Annotated in this window: 19 protein-coding genes and 2 tRNA genes; 5 read left to right on the top strand and 16 right to left on the bottom strand. The window is 44.6% G+C overall.

The genetic code is table 11. The features are described 5' to 3' along the window. Positions 1 to 4: 4 nt before the first annotated feature. The 6 genes from coaD to PPHA_RS05920 all read right to left on the bottom strand — a co-directional run bounded on the left by coaD (position 5) and on the right by PPHA_RS05920 (position 3,911). Positions 5 to 496 (bottom strand): pantetheine-phosphate adenylyltransferase, encoded by a 492-nt coding sequence (coaD, locus tag PPHA_RS05945; RefSeq protein ID WP_012507957.1) that lies wholly within the window; start codon positions 494 to 496, stop codon positions 5 to 7. Positions 497 to 509: 13 nt separating this feature from the next. Beyond that, positions 510 to 1,046 (bottom strand): 16S rRNA (guanine(966)-N(2))-methyltransferase RsmD, encoded by a 537-nt coding sequence (gene rsmD / locus PPHA_RS05940; RefSeq protein WP_012507956.1) that lies wholly within the window; start codon positions 1,044 to 1,046, stop codon positions 510 to 512. Positions 1,047 to 1,060: 14 nt separating this feature from the next. Further along, positions 1,061 to 1,972, bottom strand: coding sequence for a transketolase (locus PPHA_RS05935; RefSeq protein ID WP_012507955.1), 912 nt, complete (start codon positions 1,970 to 1,972; stop codon positions 1,061 to 1,063). Between the two features lie 77 nt (positions 1,973 to 2,049). Continuing rightward, a complete protein-coding gene (locus PPHA_RS05930; protein WP_012507954.1) occupies positions 2,050 to 2,694 on the bottom strand; it encodes a DedA family protein in 645 nt (214 codons plus the stop codon). A 29-nt stretch (positions 2,695 to 2,723) separates the two neighbouring features. Next, a complete protein-coding gene (purC, locus tag PPHA_RS05925; protein WP_012507953.1) occupies positions 2,724 to 3,434 on the bottom strand; it encodes a phosphoribosylaminoimidazolesuccinocarboxamide synthase in 711 nt (236 codons plus the stop codon). Positions 3,435 to 3,509: 75 nt separating this feature from the next. Beyond that, on the bottom strand, positions 3,510 to 3,911 hold the full coding sequence (locus PPHA_RS05920) for a hypothetical protein (RefSeq protein ID WP_012507952.1): 402 nt from the start codon (positions 3,909 to 3,911) through the stop codon (positions 3,510 to 3,512). 107 nt (positions 3,912 to 4,018) lie between these two features. Between PPHA_RS05920 and PPHA_RS05915 the strand changes: the two genes are divergently transcribed. Continuing rightward, a complete protein-coding gene (locus PPHA_RS05915) occupies positions 4,019 to 5,047 on the top strand; it encodes an endonuclease/exonuclease/phosphatase family protein (protein ID WP_012507951.1) in 1,029 nt (342 codons plus the stop codon). Here PPHA_RS05915 and PPHA_RS05910 read toward each other — a convergent pair. Together PPHA_RS05910 and PPHA_RS05905 are read right to left on the bottom strand one after the other, a co-directional pair. After that, positions 5,044 to 5,970, bottom strand: a complete 927-nt coding sequence (locus tag PPHA_RS05910) for a magnesium transporter CorA family protein (RefSeq protein ID WP_012507950.1) — start codon at positions 5,968 to 5,970, stop codon at positions 5,044 to 5,046. The genes PPHA_RS05915 and PPHA_RS05910 overlap by 4 nt on opposite strands. Positions 5,971 to 6,301: 331 nt before the next feature. Then, on the bottom strand, positions 6,302 to 6,520 hold the full coding sequence (locus tag PPHA_RS05905) for a cation transporting ATPase C-terminal domain-containing protein (RefSeq protein WP_223294021.1): 219 nt from the start codon (positions 6,518 to 6,520) through the stop codon (positions 6,302 to 6,304). Between PPHA_RS05905 and PPHA_RS16245 the strand changes: the two genes are divergently transcribed. Both PPHA_RS16245 and PPHA_RS05900 read left to right on the top strand, forming a co-directional pair. Then, positions 6,431 to 6,673 carry a hypothetical protein gene (locus PPHA_RS16245; protein ID WP_223294052.1) on the top strand — a complete coding sequence of 81 codons (243 nt, stop codon included), beginning with the start codon at positions 6,431 to 6,433 and terminating at the stop codon, positions 6,671 to 6,673. The genes PPHA_RS05905 and PPHA_RS16245 overlap by 90 nt on opposite strands. A 78-nt stretch (positions 6,674 to 6,751) precedes the next feature. Next, positions 6,752 to 8,014, top strand: a complete 1,263-nt coding sequence (locus PPHA_RS05900; protein WP_012507948.1) for an NRAMP family divalent metal transporter — start codon at positions 6,752 to 6,754, stop codon at positions 8,012 to 8,014. A gap of 3 nt (positions 8,015 to 8,017) precedes the next feature. On the opposite strand, the gene PPHA_RS16755 is transcribed toward PPHA_RS05900, so the two are convergent. After that, the gene (locus PPHA_RS16755) at positions 8,018 to 8,200 is read right to left on the bottom strand and encodes a hypothetical protein (protein ID WP_190274031.1); all 183 of its coding nucleotides are present in this window, start codon (positions 8,198 to 8,200) and stop codon (positions 8,018 to 8,020) included. On the opposite strand from PPHA_RS16755, the gene PPHA_RS15530 reads away from it, so the two are divergent. Then, the gene (locus PPHA_RS15530) at positions 8,160 to 8,444 is read left to right on the top strand and encodes a hypothetical protein (protein WP_150085611.1); all 285 of its coding nucleotides are present in this window, start codon (positions 8,160 to 8,162) and stop codon (positions 8,442 to 8,444) included. The genes PPHA_RS16755 and PPHA_RS15530 overlap by 41 nt on opposite strands. On the opposite strand, the gene PPHA_RS16750 is transcribed toward PPHA_RS15530, so the two are convergent. From PPHA_RS16750 to PPHA_RS15900, 6 genes are all read right to left on the bottom strand, one after another. Further along, positions 8,415 to 8,717 carry a type II toxin-antitoxin system RelE/ParE family toxin gene (locus PPHA_RS16750; RefSeq protein ID WP_083765310.1) on the bottom strand — a complete coding sequence of 101 codons (303 nt, stop codon included), beginning with the start codon at positions 8,715 to 8,717 and terminating at the stop codon, positions 8,415 to 8,417. The two genes, PPHA_RS15530 and PPHA_RS16750, sit on opposite strands and share 30 nt — an antisense overlap. Next, the gene (locus PPHA_RS05890; protein ID WP_012507946.1) at positions 8,671 to 8,931 is read right to left on the bottom strand and encodes a CopG family ribbon-helix-helix protein; all 261 of its coding nucleotides are present in this window, start codon (positions 8,929 to 8,931) and stop codon (positions 8,671 to 8,673) included. Before PPHA_RS05890 ends, PPHA_RS16750 begins: the two co-directional genes overlap by 47 nt. A gap of 329 nt (positions 8,932 to 9,260) precedes the next feature. After that, positions 9,261 to 9,333 (bottom strand) — tRNA-Pro (locus tag PPHA_RS05885). An 18-nt stretch (positions 9,334 to 9,351) separates the two neighbouring features. Further along, positions 9,352 to 9,424, bottom strand: a tRNA-Arg gene (locus tag PPHA_RS05880). A gap of 90 nt (positions 9,425 to 9,514) precedes the next feature. Further along, entirely contained in the window at positions 9,515 to 10,150 is a 636-nt protein-coding gene (locus PPHA_RS05875) for a flavodoxin family protein (protein WP_041526727.1), read from the bottom strand. Between the two features lie 173 nt (positions 10,151 to 10,323). Next, entirely contained in the window at positions 10,324 to 10,494 is a 171-nt protein-coding gene (locus tag PPHA_RS15900; RefSeq protein ID WP_190274030.1) for a hypothetical protein, read from the bottom strand. 52 nt (positions 10,495 to 10,546) lie between these two features. Between PPHA_RS15900 and PPHA_RS14550 the strand changes: the two genes are divergently transcribed. Further along, on the top strand, positions 10,547 to 12,388 hold the full coding sequence (locus tag PPHA_RS14550; protein ID WP_012507944.1) for an ATP-binding protein: 1,842 nt from the start codon (positions 10,547 to 10,549) through the stop codon (positions 12,386 to 12,388). A 139-nt stretch (positions 12,389 to 12,527) separates the two neighbouring features. Here PPHA_RS14550 and PPHA_RS05865 read toward each other — a convergent pair whose 3' ends face one another. Beyond that, entirely contained in the window at positions 12,528 to 13,916 is a 1,389-nt protein-coding gene (locus PPHA_RS05865) for an FAD-dependent oxidoreductase (RefSeq protein WP_012507943.1), read from the bottom strand. Positions 13,917 to 13,936 lie beyond the last annotated feature (20 nt).

Below are 13,936 nucleotides of genomic sequence, written 5' to 3'. Positions count from 1 at the left end.
TTTTTCAGTTCTGTTCTTCACGTTTTTGATGCATCATCTCCAGAACGCAAGGATGCACAAATTTGCTGACATCGCCGCCCAACATGGCAACCTCCTTGATGATAGATGAAGCCACGTAGGTATATTTAACATTCGGCATCAGAAAAACCGTAGTCACCTCTGGATAGAGTTGACGGTTAAGAAGCGACATCTGAAACTCGTACTCAAAATCCTTAACCTGCCTGACCCCTCTGACAATAGCTCTCGCTCCGACCTGACGCGCATAATCGGCAAGAAGTCCCCTGTGCAACACTTCAACGGTTACGCCGGGATAATCGCAGGTCACCTCCCTGGTCATCGCCTCTCGCTCTTCAATGGTAAAGAGTGCATGTTTCTGGCAATTCTCGGCAATGACGACTATAACCTCCTCAAAAATATTCAAGGCACGTTCAAGCACATCAAGATGGCCGTTGGTAAAAGGATCGAACGTTCCTGGATAAATAGCTTTCTGTTTCATTTGCTGAACAAAATCAATGCTGAAAAAAAGTAACTCTCGTCATGCCGTAATCGCGGTGAAACGAGTAAAAGGGCGAGTGACTAAAATCAAGATGGGCACTATGCTCCATCAGCACCAGACCATCCTGAGAGAGAAGAGTACTTGCGAACATCTTTTCTATCAACCGTTCATAATCAGGCCAGGAATAGGGAGGATCACAAAAGAGAAGATCAAACTGCCCGGTCGTACGGCCAAGAAATGCCAAAACGTCCGAATTGACAATTTTAACCCGATCGTGAAGCGCTAACTGAAGAGCGGTTGCCTTCATTGCCTTCAGAGCATCAACATGCTGGTCGACAAAGCAGACCGACTGAGCCCCACGACTCAACGCTTCAAAACCCAGAGAACCAAAACCCGCAAACAAATCCAGAACTGAAACACCTTCAAAATCCATCCTTGCCGTGAGCATATCAAAAAGCGACTTCTTCACTCTGCTGCTGCAAGGACGGATAGCGAGCGACGATGAGCTCCTGATTTTCCGTCCTTTATATGTACCCCCCAGAATCTGCACGAAATTACTTCGGCCTAAAAATCACCGAAACGAGTCTCACCAAGGATGGCAAGAGCTTTGACGGCATCATCTTTCGATGGAGGTTTTCCATGCCAATTCGATTTATCTGGCATACTCCCCTCAAAAAAGTGAACACCTTTTCCCATGATCGTTGTAGCAAGAACTACTGAAGGCCTGTAGCGATTATCACTCGCCTTGATCTTTTCAACTGTGCAGACAACATCTTCCATATCATTACCATCACAATGGTAGACATCCCACCCGAAGGAACGCCACTTATCTGCAAAAGGCTCAACATTCATGATGGAAGTAACCTCTCCGTCAATCTGCAAATTGTTGTGATCGACAATACCAATGATATTGGCAAGCTTGTAATGAGATGCACTCATGGCAGCCTCCCATATCTGTCCTTCCTGGCACTCACCATCCCCCATCAGACAGAAAACATCATTATCACTTCCATCAATACGAAGACCGAGAGCAGCGCCAACTGCAGATGAAAGGCCTTGTCCAAGAGATCCGGAAGCAATTCTGATACCTGGAAGCCTCGCTTCAGAAGTTGGATGACCTTGAAGATAAGAGTTAATCTTCCGCAGAGAGTTCAGTTCACCAAGGGGAAAATAACCTGAACGGGCAAGCACGCTATACCAGACTGGCGCAATATGGCCATTGGAAAGAAACACCATGTCTCCATCCTGATATTGCCAAAACTCATGTGGCTTATGCTGAAGTACCCGAAAATAGAGCGCAGTAAAGACATCGGCCATGCCGAGTGAACCACCCGTATGGCCAGAATTGGCCATAGCAAGCATTCTGACAACGTCCCGACGGACCTGACGGGCCATTTCCTTGAGATCGTCAATTGAAGCAAGCTCAAGAAGCTCACCTTTCTTTTCAGCAGGATACAGTTTTAACTCTTTTGCCATGGTAGATCAACAAAATGCTTGTGAATAAATAAAAAAAAGCTGCAAGTTAATTTGCCGGTGATAAATAACAAAAAAACTCAACCATGTTTCTGCTTTCTTTCCCGGAAAAACTTCCATACTGAAAAAGAAAGCACTCCAACAAAAATAATCGATACCGGAATACTGTACAGAGCTGCATAACTGCCGATATCCTTCCAGTTGCTTCCAAGTAGAAAGCCACTATAAAGCAAAAGAACATTCCAGACAAAAGCGCTTGTAAGGGAAGCCAGAAGAACAAATGGCGTCTTAAGATGCATCAATCCAGCCATAACCGAAATAACTGCCCTTGAACCGAAGAGAAAACGGTTTACCAGCACGGCAAGATAACCATGAGTGGCAAATTTCCTGCGAAGCAAAACCATTTCCGAAGGAGGGAAAAAGCGATGAACACTTTTTGACAAACGGTGCTGCACAGTGCTCTCACCCTCAGCATATAATTTCAGACCGAGATGCCGACTGAGCATGTAGACCAGCATAAACCCTGCTGTCGAACCAAAAGAAGCTGAAAAGAGAGCTCCTGCAAATGTTATCCCGCTTTTATAGATCAAATACCCGATAAATGCGATGGGAAGATCTCCGGGTATAGGCGGTACAACATTTTCAAGAAAAGCGATAAAAAACAGAAAAACATAGACAGCAAAAGGATCTGCATGCTGCAGCCAGACAATCACAGCTTCAAGCATAACAAATCCCCTCCTCTGTTGTATTGGCCTCAGTCAAGATCAAGAACTCTTTTCTGCACTTCGCTGTATGCATCTTCAACCCCGCCCAGATCAAAACGAAAACGATCCTTATCCATTTTTTCGTTCGTCTCAAGATCCCAGAAGCGACAGGTATCCGGACTAATCTCATCACCAAGCAATATCTCGTTGTTGTGCCGACCGAATTCAAGTTTGAAATCGACAAGCTTCAACTTTCTTTCTGCAAAAAACGCTTTGAGCAGAACATTGATAGCTTCCGCCCGATTTTTAAGAAAAGCAAGTTCCTCAAGCGTTGCAACACCAAGCGCCACAGCATGGGCCTCATTCATCAGCGGATCATCAAGATCATCATCCTTCAGATAGAACTCAACAATAGGCATTGCCAGCACCGTTCCTTCACTGAACCCATACCGCTTTACCAGCGACCCTGCGGCAATATTGCGCACAACAACCTCCACCTTGATGATATCGAGGTAACGGCAAAGCATATCGCGATCAGAGAGTTTTTCAACAAAGTGAGTGCGAATACCCTGCGCTTCAAGCAACGTAAAGAGCTTGCTTGAAATAGCATTGTTCACCACACCTTTCTCGGCAATACTCCCCTTTTTCTTGTTATTGAACGCTGTAGCATCATCCTTGAACTCCTGTATCACCAGATCAGCATCATCCGTCAAAAATACCTTTTTAGCCTTGCCTTCGTAGAGTTGTGTCGTCTTTTTCATGTATAAATGTAATTATTTTGTGATTAACTGTCGAAAATAACAGCCGTTAATATCGCATACATCGAAATAACCCTTTTACTGACTCGCCTGCTCGGAAGCTGCCTGTTGCACCGCACCTGTCAAAACAATAGAAATCTGATCGTCGGTCAATCCCTTATCTCTCAGAAAGCTCATAAATCTGAATACTCCCAAATCTGACAACATCGCTTTCGGCTGGTGCTGTTCTCCAAGCCCCCTTGCCCTGCTGTACTCTTCGGAGGTATGGATCCAATCGTCAATAAACTGTTCCGATTTCCCGTTTTCCAGAAAAAAACCAGTCACAATCTCCTTGACCTTAGCCATTGCTGGTTCCGGATGGGCCTGAAAGAGGAGCTTCATCTCTTCCGATATCCTTGCCAAAACAATAACCGCCTCCCTGTCAAGAGTCTCCTCGAGGATATCTTTAGCTTGTTCCTTGACATCACTCTTCTGGGTCATAATGCTTCCCGGATCGTTGGAGAATAAAAAAATATGGACAACTGGAAAATCCCGATTAAGTTACATAATCATTATGGTAAAGAAAAAAAATTCCAGCGAAAGAGGTTATGCGAAAAATACTCTGTTACGTTTTTCTTTTTTTCTGTGCCGTATCATGGATATCCCAACCTGCGGCAGGAAATCCAAAAGCCGGAAAAAGCGTACTCTTTCTGTGGTGGAACGTTGAAAATTTATTCGATACGCGCAATGACCCGATAACCAACGACGATGATTTTACCCCGGAAGGAAAGCTGCACTGGACAGAAAAAAAACTCATCCTGAAACAGATGCGCATCCGCCACCTCCTTTCAGCAGTGAAAGCACACCCCGACTACAATGCATATCCTGATCTTTTGGCTTTTGCAGAGGTAGAAAACCGAGAGGTGTTCGAGAAAACACTCTCCGGGATTCCGGATATCGGCTATAAAACCATTTATCACAACTCTTCCGATCCAAGAGGTATCGATATCGGACTCGCCTTCAATCCACAAACCGTACAGGCAAAAGCATCGAAAGCCTACAGCGTTGCGAGCGCAGAGAGGGCAACTCGCAAAATCATCGTTGCTGAATTTTTAAGTGAGGGCCACCCCTTTCACCTCATTCTGAACCACTGGCCATCACGCTCTTTCGACACCCACTGGACTGAACCCAAAAGAGTTGCAGCCGCCAGCGTTGCCCGTCACATTCTCGATAGCCTGCTTCTCAGCAAACCAAAAGCGGATGTTATCATCATGGGAGACTTTAACGATGAACCAGGCAACCGATCCTTGAGAGAGGGGCTCGGTTCGACATTTGATGCCGCCAGGCTCAAAACAAACGGTAAAAAATTTCTTTACAACTGCTGGAGCGGCTATGAGGGGATCGGAAGTTACTCGTACAAAAACCGTTGGCAACAGATCGACCAGATTCTTCTGAGTGCAGGAATGTTTGATGAGCTTGGACTTTATGCCCCACAAAACGCATTCCGTTGCTTCTCTTTTTTCCGGCTTCTCGATGCCACTGGCAACAAGCCCTATGCAACATTTGAAAAAAGAAAATATACCGGAGGCTACTCCGACCACCTGCCACTGCTCCTGAAGAGCCGTATTATGCCTTAAAGCCAATTTCGGCTTTTAAAAAACAGAACTCCTGATGTTGAAAGCAAAAAGGAAAAAAGAAGAATGGCCCAGAATCCATAAGGAGAGTTTTCCAGTGCATTGGGAACATTCATGCCATACAAGCTGGCAATCAAGGTCGGGATCATCAGGATAATAGATATTGAGGTCAAACGCTTCATCACAACATTAAGATTATTGGAAATAACCGAAGCATAAGCATCCATCATACCGCTCAGAATGTCGCTATAGATATTGGTTATCTCCTGCGCCTGCTTTAACTCAACCTCAACGTCCTCTATCAGGTCAAGATCAAATTCATCCCTTTTAGATTTGATATTTTTTATTCTATGCAGTAAAATATCGTTTCCCTTGAGAGAGGTTAAAAAATAGACAAGACATTTTTCAATCTGCAACAATGTCTGGAGATCTTCATTTTTAATAGATTTGTCAAGCTTGCTTTCAGCATTTTTGATTTGCTGGTTAATCTGTTTTAAATATTTCAAAAACCAGATGCTTGAAGAGAGCAGTAACTTGAGAAGAAGATCAAAATTATTCTCAACAACAATATTCTTTCGTTTTGTATGCTCAATAAAGTCCTGTATCAGATCGGTCTTGAAAAAACAAATTGATAAAATCAAATCTTTATTAAAGATAACACCGAGAGGAATCGTGGTGAAGGGCAAATCAGTATCATTGGTTTTATAAGGAATTCGCAGCAGAATAAAGTACCACCCATCCTCAATTTCAATACGTGGCCGTTCATCTATATCCTCAATATCACAATAAAAAGAGAGTGGCAGTTTCAGTTCATTGATTACATAATCTTTGTCATTTTCATCAGGACATTCAATATTGATCCAGCAATTTTTTTGCCATTCATCAGTACGTTCCAGTCCATTTCCGTTTTTGAGAAACTCCCTCATTATTTTTGAATTAAAATGATTACAAAAATAACATTGCGCCTGCAATCCGAGGCAATGGATTTTTTCAGCTTACCTCGTAACGAAAAGAACAAGAAAAATTTATCATGATCTGGCGTTATGCTTGTGATTGTCTGAGATATTTTTCACTGTCCATTCCACACTATTACGAAACATAGCCTTGCTGAGAGGAGATCCCTCTTTTCGACATATTTCGCAAGAAAAATCAAGGCTGCCAGTTATTTCTTTGGAACTGGAAACAGAAAAAATGCAGTTCAAGTGATCAATGGCTCCTTTTCAAATAACAGAAAACCGATTTTTGTTGCGGACAAAATCACATGCGTTTCCTCGATAATCTGGATGCGACAAACCACTTCACCGCTTCAAAACAGGGCACACTCCCGATACCAGCAACAATACACAGAAAAAGATAAAGGGAATGTAAGGCAGAAAATCTGAAAAGATGAACAAAAAAAGGAACATAAAGGACAATCCCCAAAAAAAGGAGTGCACCGGCAACCACCGGAAAGACAACTCCATTGGTCAAGCGCATGGCAGAAAAAAAGTCCGGCTCCAGGAGCGGTTGGTCAGAATCAGAGCAAGATTGGAAATCATCAAATCCTTCGGTTTTCATTGCCAGCAATCAGATGCGATCATTATCCCTGGAAAGAGGCTGTCACTTGTAGACGAAAATGCACCCGTTTAGAATATAGGCAAGGGTTTTTGATATTTTCCGAATACGGGTCAACCGAACTGTTTCAATTCTGCAAATGAGCTTATGAAGATGAAACCAAAAGCAAAAAAAGAGGGCCTGATACAACGGTTCTGGGGAAAGCTTGGTCCGGGCCTGATTACCGGAGCAAGTGACGATGATCCTTCAGGTATTGCAACCTACACCCAGGCAGGAGCAGCATTTGGGTCGCAGTTACTTTGGAGCGCCCTTGTAACCTATCCATTGATGGTCTCCATCCAGGAGATGTGTGCACGTATCGGACTGGTTACCAACCACGGCCTTACCGGCGCCATAAAGCGCTATTATCCAAAATATTTCCTCTATGCCATTCTTTTCATCAGTTTTCCCTCCATTACCCTCAATATCGGTGCCGACATTGCCGGGATGGGAGCTGTTGGCAATCTTCTCTTCCCTGCTATACCTGGTTTTTTTTTCTCGCTCCTGTTCACAATGCTGATTCTCTACAGTGTCATTTTCTGGTCATACCATAAAATAGCCCTTATCCTGAAATGGCTCTGCCTCACCCTGTTCAGCTACATCCTGATACCCTTTCTCATTGATGTCAACTGGCCCCAGGTACTCAAGGATACCGTTTTGCCAACAGTTACACCCGACAAGGCCTATTTTATGGCGCTGGTTGGCATTCTTGGCACCACCATTTCACCATATCTTTTTTTCTGGCAAGCATCCATGGAGGTTGAAGAACGACATGAAAAGCGGCTGATTGTAGACAAAAGAAATATGGACAACATGGAAGCTGATGTGAAGGGAGGGATGCTCTTTACCAATGTGGTCTTTTACTTCATCATTCTGGCGGCAGGAACGGTCTTGTTCAACGCTGGCATTCATCATGTCAATACTGTAGAAGAGGCTGCACGGGCACTGCGTCCTCTTGCCGGAGACCAGGCCTATCTCCTCTTTGCACTCGGAGTCATTGGTACAGGATTTCTTGCCATTCCGGTGCTTGCCGGATCATTGAGCTATATGATTGCAGAAACATTTGGCTGGAATGAAGGATTTGACAAAAAATACTACGAGGCGCCTGGATTTTACCTGACAATGGGACTCTCTCTCGTTATTGGTCTGCTCATTCATTTCATCGGTATAAGCCCTATCCAGGCTTTGATATACACCGCTGTACTTTATGGAGTAACCGCACCGGTACTTATTGCCCTGATTCTGCACATCTGCAACAATAAAAAAATCATGGGAAAATATACCAACAACGGCTGGTCCAATTTTTTTGGTATTGCAACATTTCTGATGATGACCGTCTCATCGCTCTTCCTGCTCTGGTATACGCTCGGCAACTGACTTTTACCATGCGGAGACCATGCTGCAAACAAGGTGCTTTTCATCAACGCCATCAACGAAGTGACCTGCGAACGGACGCAGAGCTTTTTGACGGATGAACACATCGAACGCGTTGTCGCCGCATGACACACCTTTGCCGATGAAGATGGATTTGCCCGTGTGGCTACCCCCGAAAGTTTGTTCCAAGGCGTACAATGTTCGGGAAACGCCGCGCCTGAACCCGGAGATTAGGGCTCAGCAGAATCGGGCCGATAAGGCGTTCTACCGTCTTCGTACCAGTTCGCTCTCGGTGCAGAGTGAAGGGCTTGTTCAGGCCAATGAGCTGCGCAACTCGCCTACCGACGTGATATCGAAAGCCAAAAAAGACCTCCGCCAACAGAACTGGCCTGGAAACACGGTTTCACCGGCTCTGCGCTGTGTGGAATATTGACAGTACAGTAATCGTCTTGTTATCCGAAGTGTAGATAACGCAGTATGGTACATCAGAGAAGTAGAGTTCCCTGGTATCAGTTAATATGCCAGGCTTTGCGCTCTGAGGATGTGCAGGCAACTGCCTGGTGATCTTATTCAAAATGGTGATGATAGTTTGCTGGGCTGCTCTTTTGCTGGTCTGGCCAATATAGGACTCTATCTCACGAAGAGAATCCTTCGCCTCCTTAGTCAGGACAATTTTCAAGCTCTGCCTCCAATTCAGCAATAACATCTTCAATAGGGGTTACTCGACCAGCTTTCATATCTTCCAATCCCCTCTGAATGCTTTGAATCTGCCACTCGTTATAGTTCAGGTAAGCTGAAACAGCCTCCTCCAGGACAAACGTTTTCGTCCGTCTGGTCGCTACGGCAAGAGCAGTAAGGCGGTCATTGGTCTCTTTTGGAATCTTGAAGGTGACTTGTTGCCGTTTTGTTTTGGTCGTCATGATCTACCCTCTGTTGAATGAAATGGTAATTTGATGCACTTCGTTAAGATACGCCCTTTGTGCAAATTTCCGATACATGCACGTTACAACTTTATCTTGTCCAGATAGTCTGGCCCAAGCTTGCATCATCCTTCTGCTCTCCTCAAGACGCTTCGTCCTGACTTTTTGAAGGCATTAACGTCGTTTACAGGAATAACTCTTCAAAGCTTACCAAAAACAAGCGGATTATAACGAACAATACAGCATGAAAGCGAACAACGGAAAAGCAAAAACCCCTGCTTGTACAGGGGCTTGCGGACACTATGGAACGCCATGGAACTACTCTTGTGTCGGGGTGGCGGGACTCGAACCCACGACCTCTGCGTCCCGAACGCAGCACTCTACCAACTGAGCCACACCCCGAAATCTCTTATTCTCCTGTGCCCTTGGGCAGATTCGAACTGCCGACCAATAGTTTCGGAAACTAGTACTCTATCCACTGAGCTACAAGGGCCTGCTGACAATTCACTGAATCGAATCAGGGGATTGAAGATAAGAATTTCCACAGAAAAGTAAAGACAATTTTCAAGCTCGAAATCGGCGGTTATCGGATAAAGCTCGTGAAAACCTTTTTGACTGGTTCCGGACCGGGAAGCAGTACTTTTGTCTGCTCACGCATTTTGAGCAACCAGGCCATATTTCGTCCAAGTACATCCATAATCTGGACACCTTCGCCATCCTGCAACACTTCACCAGGAGCTCTTCCGTGGGTAATATTCCAATAGTTTGAAGTTGCAAGAATCATTTCTGCATAGGTCAGATAATGGTTCAGGCTGTCGAAGGTGGATGATCCTCCAGTACGACGAACAGCCACAACTGCGGCTGCCACTTTCTGGCGGAACAAGCCGCCATTGGCTCCGGCTACATAGAATGCCCTGTCAAGAAAACATTTCATGGTACCGGCAATACCTGCATAATAGACCGGGGAGGCAAGGATAATACCGTCAGCAGCCTTCAGTTGCTGAATCCATTCATTCAATGGATCCGTCGTAATGGTACATTTTTCATCCCTGTTTTTAGCGCATGTTCCGCAAGCCAGACAACCTCTTACAGCCTGATTGCCAATATGAAGGATTTCAAAAGCAATACCGTTTTCCTGTAACTGCCGACCAACTCCCATCAGTGCATGATAGGTATTCCCCTCTTTGCGAGGACTCCCGTTAACTGCTATAACTTTCAATGTTACGTTGTTTTTATTATGAACCTGCCGCCGCATTCAGCTTTAACTCCAAAAATTAGAATAAATAACGGCAATTTGAAAAGCACTCGCTTAGAATTTATAACTACCCATTTAAACGTAAAATATTAATATATTAGAAACGACGTGAATTTTTTTATTGGTTAAGCAAAAAATCACTCTTCAACTTCATCCTGCAGAATGACTTTTTGTTGACATTTACCGGAGGGTCTTGTTGTCGGAAAATGGCGATTCCGCTTCCTCCCGGCAGACCAGGCGGAATTGTAGCCTATCAGAAAAGCAGCAGACGAAACGATTCTACGGGTCTGCCTCGAATTGCTGCTCATCCAGTGCACTGTTTTTGCTTCCCAATGGCTGACCTGTTGTTAATAATTGTCCATGAAAAACAAGAAAATAGTTTCTGATGAGTTTCCGGCGACTGAAAAGTGCCAGCAAGCGCGAAAAAAATCGCTTGACGCAATAATTCAGAAAAAACAAAAGGCAGCACTCCCTTTGCACGACAACACGGTATTGGACTACAAAACCTCACACAGAAATCTCATCGATTACATGCGAAATGGTTACGTTTATGGCAAAGTCATTTACGAAAAGAGAGCTGCGATCGATTTTATCCATCAAGAGGTTAACACTGGTTATGAGACCATAACCGGTTTGAAAAATGTTATTGGAAAAAAAATATCCGAGATTTTTCCGGACATCAACAAGACTCAGTCGAAGTTTCTCGAAAAACATTTTCGGGTAGCCGAAACAGGAATTCCTGATCGGTTTGAAATCTATATTGAACATTTGAAAAAATGGTTTGACGTTTCCGTATACTGCCCGCAAAAAGGATATTTCGTTTCGATGTTCGATGAAGTCACCGAACGCAAGTACTACGAATTTCTCCTGACATTCCGGCTTCGCATTCTCCAGATGGCTGAATGCTCATCGGTGGAGCAATTACTGCAGACAACTCTCGACGAGGCTGAACAAATAACCCAAAGCAGGATTGGATTTGCTTTTTTTGTAGCAAAAGATCAGATGTCACTTTCTCTGCAGTCAGTCTCAACCAATACCGAAAAAGTGATCTGCCCAGGAAAAGAAAAGAGAAAGCATATACCGTTGGATAAGTCTGGAATATGGGCTGATGCCATACGAGAGCAAAGAGCAGTGATGAACAATTATGAGCCAGCAATCAAGCATTACATGGGGATGGCAAAAGAATGCGAGACAGAGCTCATACGTGAACTGGTGGTTCCTGTCATTCGGAACGACAGGATAGTTGCTACAATGGGTGTTGGTAACAAACCCGAGCCATATGATGGGAACGATGTGCGCTGGGTAACTATACTTGCCAACCTGACGTGGGATATTGTAGCAAAAAAAATTGCCGAAGAGGAACGGGAAAAACTTCAGCAGCAGCTTCAGCAATCACAGAAAATGGAGATGGTCGGCCAACTTGCCGCTGGCATGGCTCATGAAATCAACAATCCCCTGAATTTCATCGCTATCAATTTTGCAAATATTCGGGAGATTACCTCTGACTTGCGAATTATACTGACAGAGTACAAAATAGTAACCCAAAAATTTGAGGATGGAACGCTCTCTCCACTCGACGTACAAAAACTGCGCAAAAGAGAGTCCGAGCTTAATGTAGAGATGCTGATTGATGATATTCCCGAGATTATAGTCGAGTCCCAACGTGGCTTCGAACGCATTACCGCAGTCATCAACAGCATGAGAAACTTGTCGCACCGCTACGCAATAGACAAGAAGATTCCTTTCGACATCAATCAAGGGATCATCGACACCCTCACCATCGCACGTCATGAATACAGCTCTTGCGCAGATATTAAGACCACCCTTGGAGAGTTACCGCTTATCGCCTGCAATCCGGAACAGATCAATCAGGTCTTTCTCAACCTGATTATCAACAGTGTCCACGCCATACAGTCCCAGAAACGACATGCAAACGGAACCATCACCATTCAAACATGGTTCGACAGCAGCAATGTTTACTGTTCAATTGCAGATGATGGTCCTGGCATCCCTGAAGCAATCCAAAAAGATATTTTCAACCCTTTTTTTACCACCAAAAACTCACGAAATGGTACCGGACTGGGCTTAAGCATTTCCTGGGATATTATTGTCGTCACACACAAGGGAACTCTCGCCTTCACTACGCCAGCAGAAGGTGGCACAATTTTTACCTTGTCACTGCCACGCACAAATGATGATTAAACCGTGACAGTATGCGTCAATCCCGAGTTTTAGGAGGAGGGCGACATCAAGTCATTGATGACTGAAACGATCTATATAAATGCATTTTATCGTATGTTTAAGTGCTCTTTGGGTACCTCGGGAAAGAAAAGCAATCTGGCTAACCCTCTCTCAACCTGGCATCTTTCACAATCCCATCCACAGCAAGATTTGCACTCATCACGGCACCACCCATAGAGTCGTAATAGAGTTGCTGAGAAAATCCGCCTGCAAGAAAAAGGTTTCGGATCGGTGTTTTCTGTGTGGGACGGTACTGCTCCATGAAAGGTAGTGGCGCATAGACCGATTGGGGAATTTTGACTACTGTTGACTTCAGAATTTTTGCGCCGTGTGACGTTTCTGGATAGCAATTTCTGACACTCAAGTCAACAAGGCGGATAATCTCCTCCTTTGAGAGTGCAATAAGATCTTTTGCCGGAGCTACACAGAACTCGAAACGGGTTTTGCCCTTGAAGGGTTCTCCTCTGAGTGTTGTGTATTCAGGTGTGGTACGGGCAAGGTTGGCATAAACAGGAATGACTCCATCAGGAGAGAAAAGCACATTATCGGCAGAGGTAATTTCACGGTCGTACCAGATCTGGACAGAAATCACAGGAACCCCTTCAAGCTTGTCAAGATCACCAAAAAACGGGTCATGGCGTTTGAGATTATCAGGCAAAACCCTTTTCAGATTATGAATCGGCAGTGCGCAAAGGTAGTAATCGGCTGTCAGAATCTCGCCATTGCGAAGCTGAACGCCATTAATTTCAGCGCCATCGAAAAGCAACTCATCGACAACTGTTCCATTCTTGAAAATTGCTCCCCTCGATTCCGAGTAGTCAATAAGGGGCTGTGTCAGATATTCTTGGGGAGATCCTTTGAGAAAGCCCATTCGGGAGGCATCAGGAATGCGGTAAAAAGTCTCGGTAACATCAAGGATAATCTTGGCAGAAATCTCTTCGGGCGGAATAAACTTCAGGGCAAGAGCCATCGGACGAAACATCTTCTCAAGAAGTCGATTGCCAAATTTTTTCTCTTTTGCCCATTCGGTAAAGGTCAGATGATCCTGTGTTGGAGGATACTTCTCTTTTTTCAGTGCGAGAGGAATCAGAGATTTCGCAAACGCCACCATTTCGCCAAAAGTAAAATAGCCATTTTTGACAATCGCAGGCAGAAGATGCAATGGACTGGGAAGATCCCAGGTATGAAAGGTAAAGCGCTTTCCTCCCTCAAGGGTATAGGTGAGCTGGTGCTCTTTCCAGACAACAGCATGAGCGGTTTTGATCTCTTTCATAAGATCGTAGAGTACACTGTAGGCACCGAAAAAACAGTGGGTTCCTGATTCGATCCAGTCACCCTCATCATCTTTCCATGCCGATACTTTCCCTCCGAAGATCGTTCTTTTTTCAAGTACCTTTACCTGAAACCCGTTATCGGTTAAACGTTTGGCGGCAGTCAGACCTGCAAGGCCACCACCAAGAATCAACACTGACTTTTTTTCTGAGCTCATTATTCGGAATTGAAACGGCA

The organism is Pelodictyon phaeoclathratiforme BU-1 (assembly GCF_000020645.1).
In the GTDB taxonomy this organism is placed as follows: Bacteria; Bacteroidota; Chlorobiia; order Chlorobiales; family Chlorobiaceae; genus Chlorobium; species Chlorobium phaeoclathratiforme.
Note: the sequence above shows the minus strand (reverse complement) of the source record. Positions and strands in the feature narration are given on the sequence as shown.

Coding starts and splice junctions, on each gene's coding strand:
- coaD (WP_012507957.1), bottom strand. CDS start 496: ATGAAACAGAAAGCTATTTATCCAGGAACGTTCGATCCTTTTACCAAC.
- PPHA_RS05935 (WP_012507955.1), bottom strand. CDS start 1,972: ATGGCAAAAGAGTTAAAACTGTATCCTGCTGAAAAGAAAGGTGAGCTT.
- PPHA_RS05930 (WP_012507954.1), bottom strand. CDS start 2,694: ATGCTTGAAGCTGTGATTGTCTGGCTGCAGCATGCAGATCCTTTTGCT.
- purC (WP_012507953.1), bottom strand. CDS start 3,434: ATGAAAAAGACGACACAACTCTACGAAGGCAAGGCTAAAAAGGTATTT.
- PPHA_RS05920 (WP_012507952.1), bottom strand. CDS start 3,911: ATGACCCAGAAGAGTGATGTCAAGGAACAAGCTAAAGATATCCTCGAG.
- PPHA_RS05915 (WP_012507951.1), top strand. CDS start 4,019: ATGCGAAAAATACTCTGTTACGTTTTTCTTTTTTTCTGTGCCGTATCA.
- PPHA_RS05910 (WP_012507950.1), bottom strand. CDS start 5,970: ATGAGGGAGTTTCTCAAAAACGGAAATGGACTGGAACGTACTGATGAA.
- PPHA_RS16245 (WP_223294052.1), top strand. CDS start 6,431: ATGAACAAAAAAAGGAACATAAAGGACAATCCCCAAAAAAAGGAGTGC.
- PPHA_RS05905 (WP_223294021.1), bottom strand. CDS start 6,520: ATGCGCTTGACCAATGGAGTTGTCTTTCCGGTGGTTGCCGGTGCACTC.
- PPHA_RS05900 (WP_012507948.1), top strand. CDS start 6,752: ATGAAACCAAAAGCAAAAAAAGAGGGCCTGATACAACGGTTCTGGGGA.
- PPHA_RS15530 (WP_150085611.1), top strand. CDS start 8,160: ATGGATTTGCCCGTGTGGCTACCCCCGAAAGTTTGTTCCAAGGCGTAC.
- PPHA_RS16750 (WP_083765310.1), bottom strand. CDS start 8,717: ATGTTATTGCTGAATTGGAGGCAGAGCTTGAAAATTGTCCTGACTAAG.
- PPHA_RS05890 (WP_012507946.1), bottom strand. CDS start 8,931: ATGACGACCAAAACAAAACGGCAACAAGTCACCTTCAAGATTCCAAAA.
- PPHA_RS15900 (WP_190274030.1), bottom strand. CDS start 10,494: ATGAGCAGCAATTCGAGGCAGACCCGTAGAATCGTTTCGTCTGCTGCT.
- PPHA_RS14550 (WP_012507944.1), top strand. CDS start 10,547: ATGAAAAACAAGAAAATAGTTTCTGATGAGTTTCCGGCGACTGAAAAG.
- PPHA_RS05865 (WP_012507943.1), bottom strand. CDS start 13,916: ATGAGCTCAGAAAAAAAGTCAGTGTTGATTCTTGGTGGTGGCCTTGCA.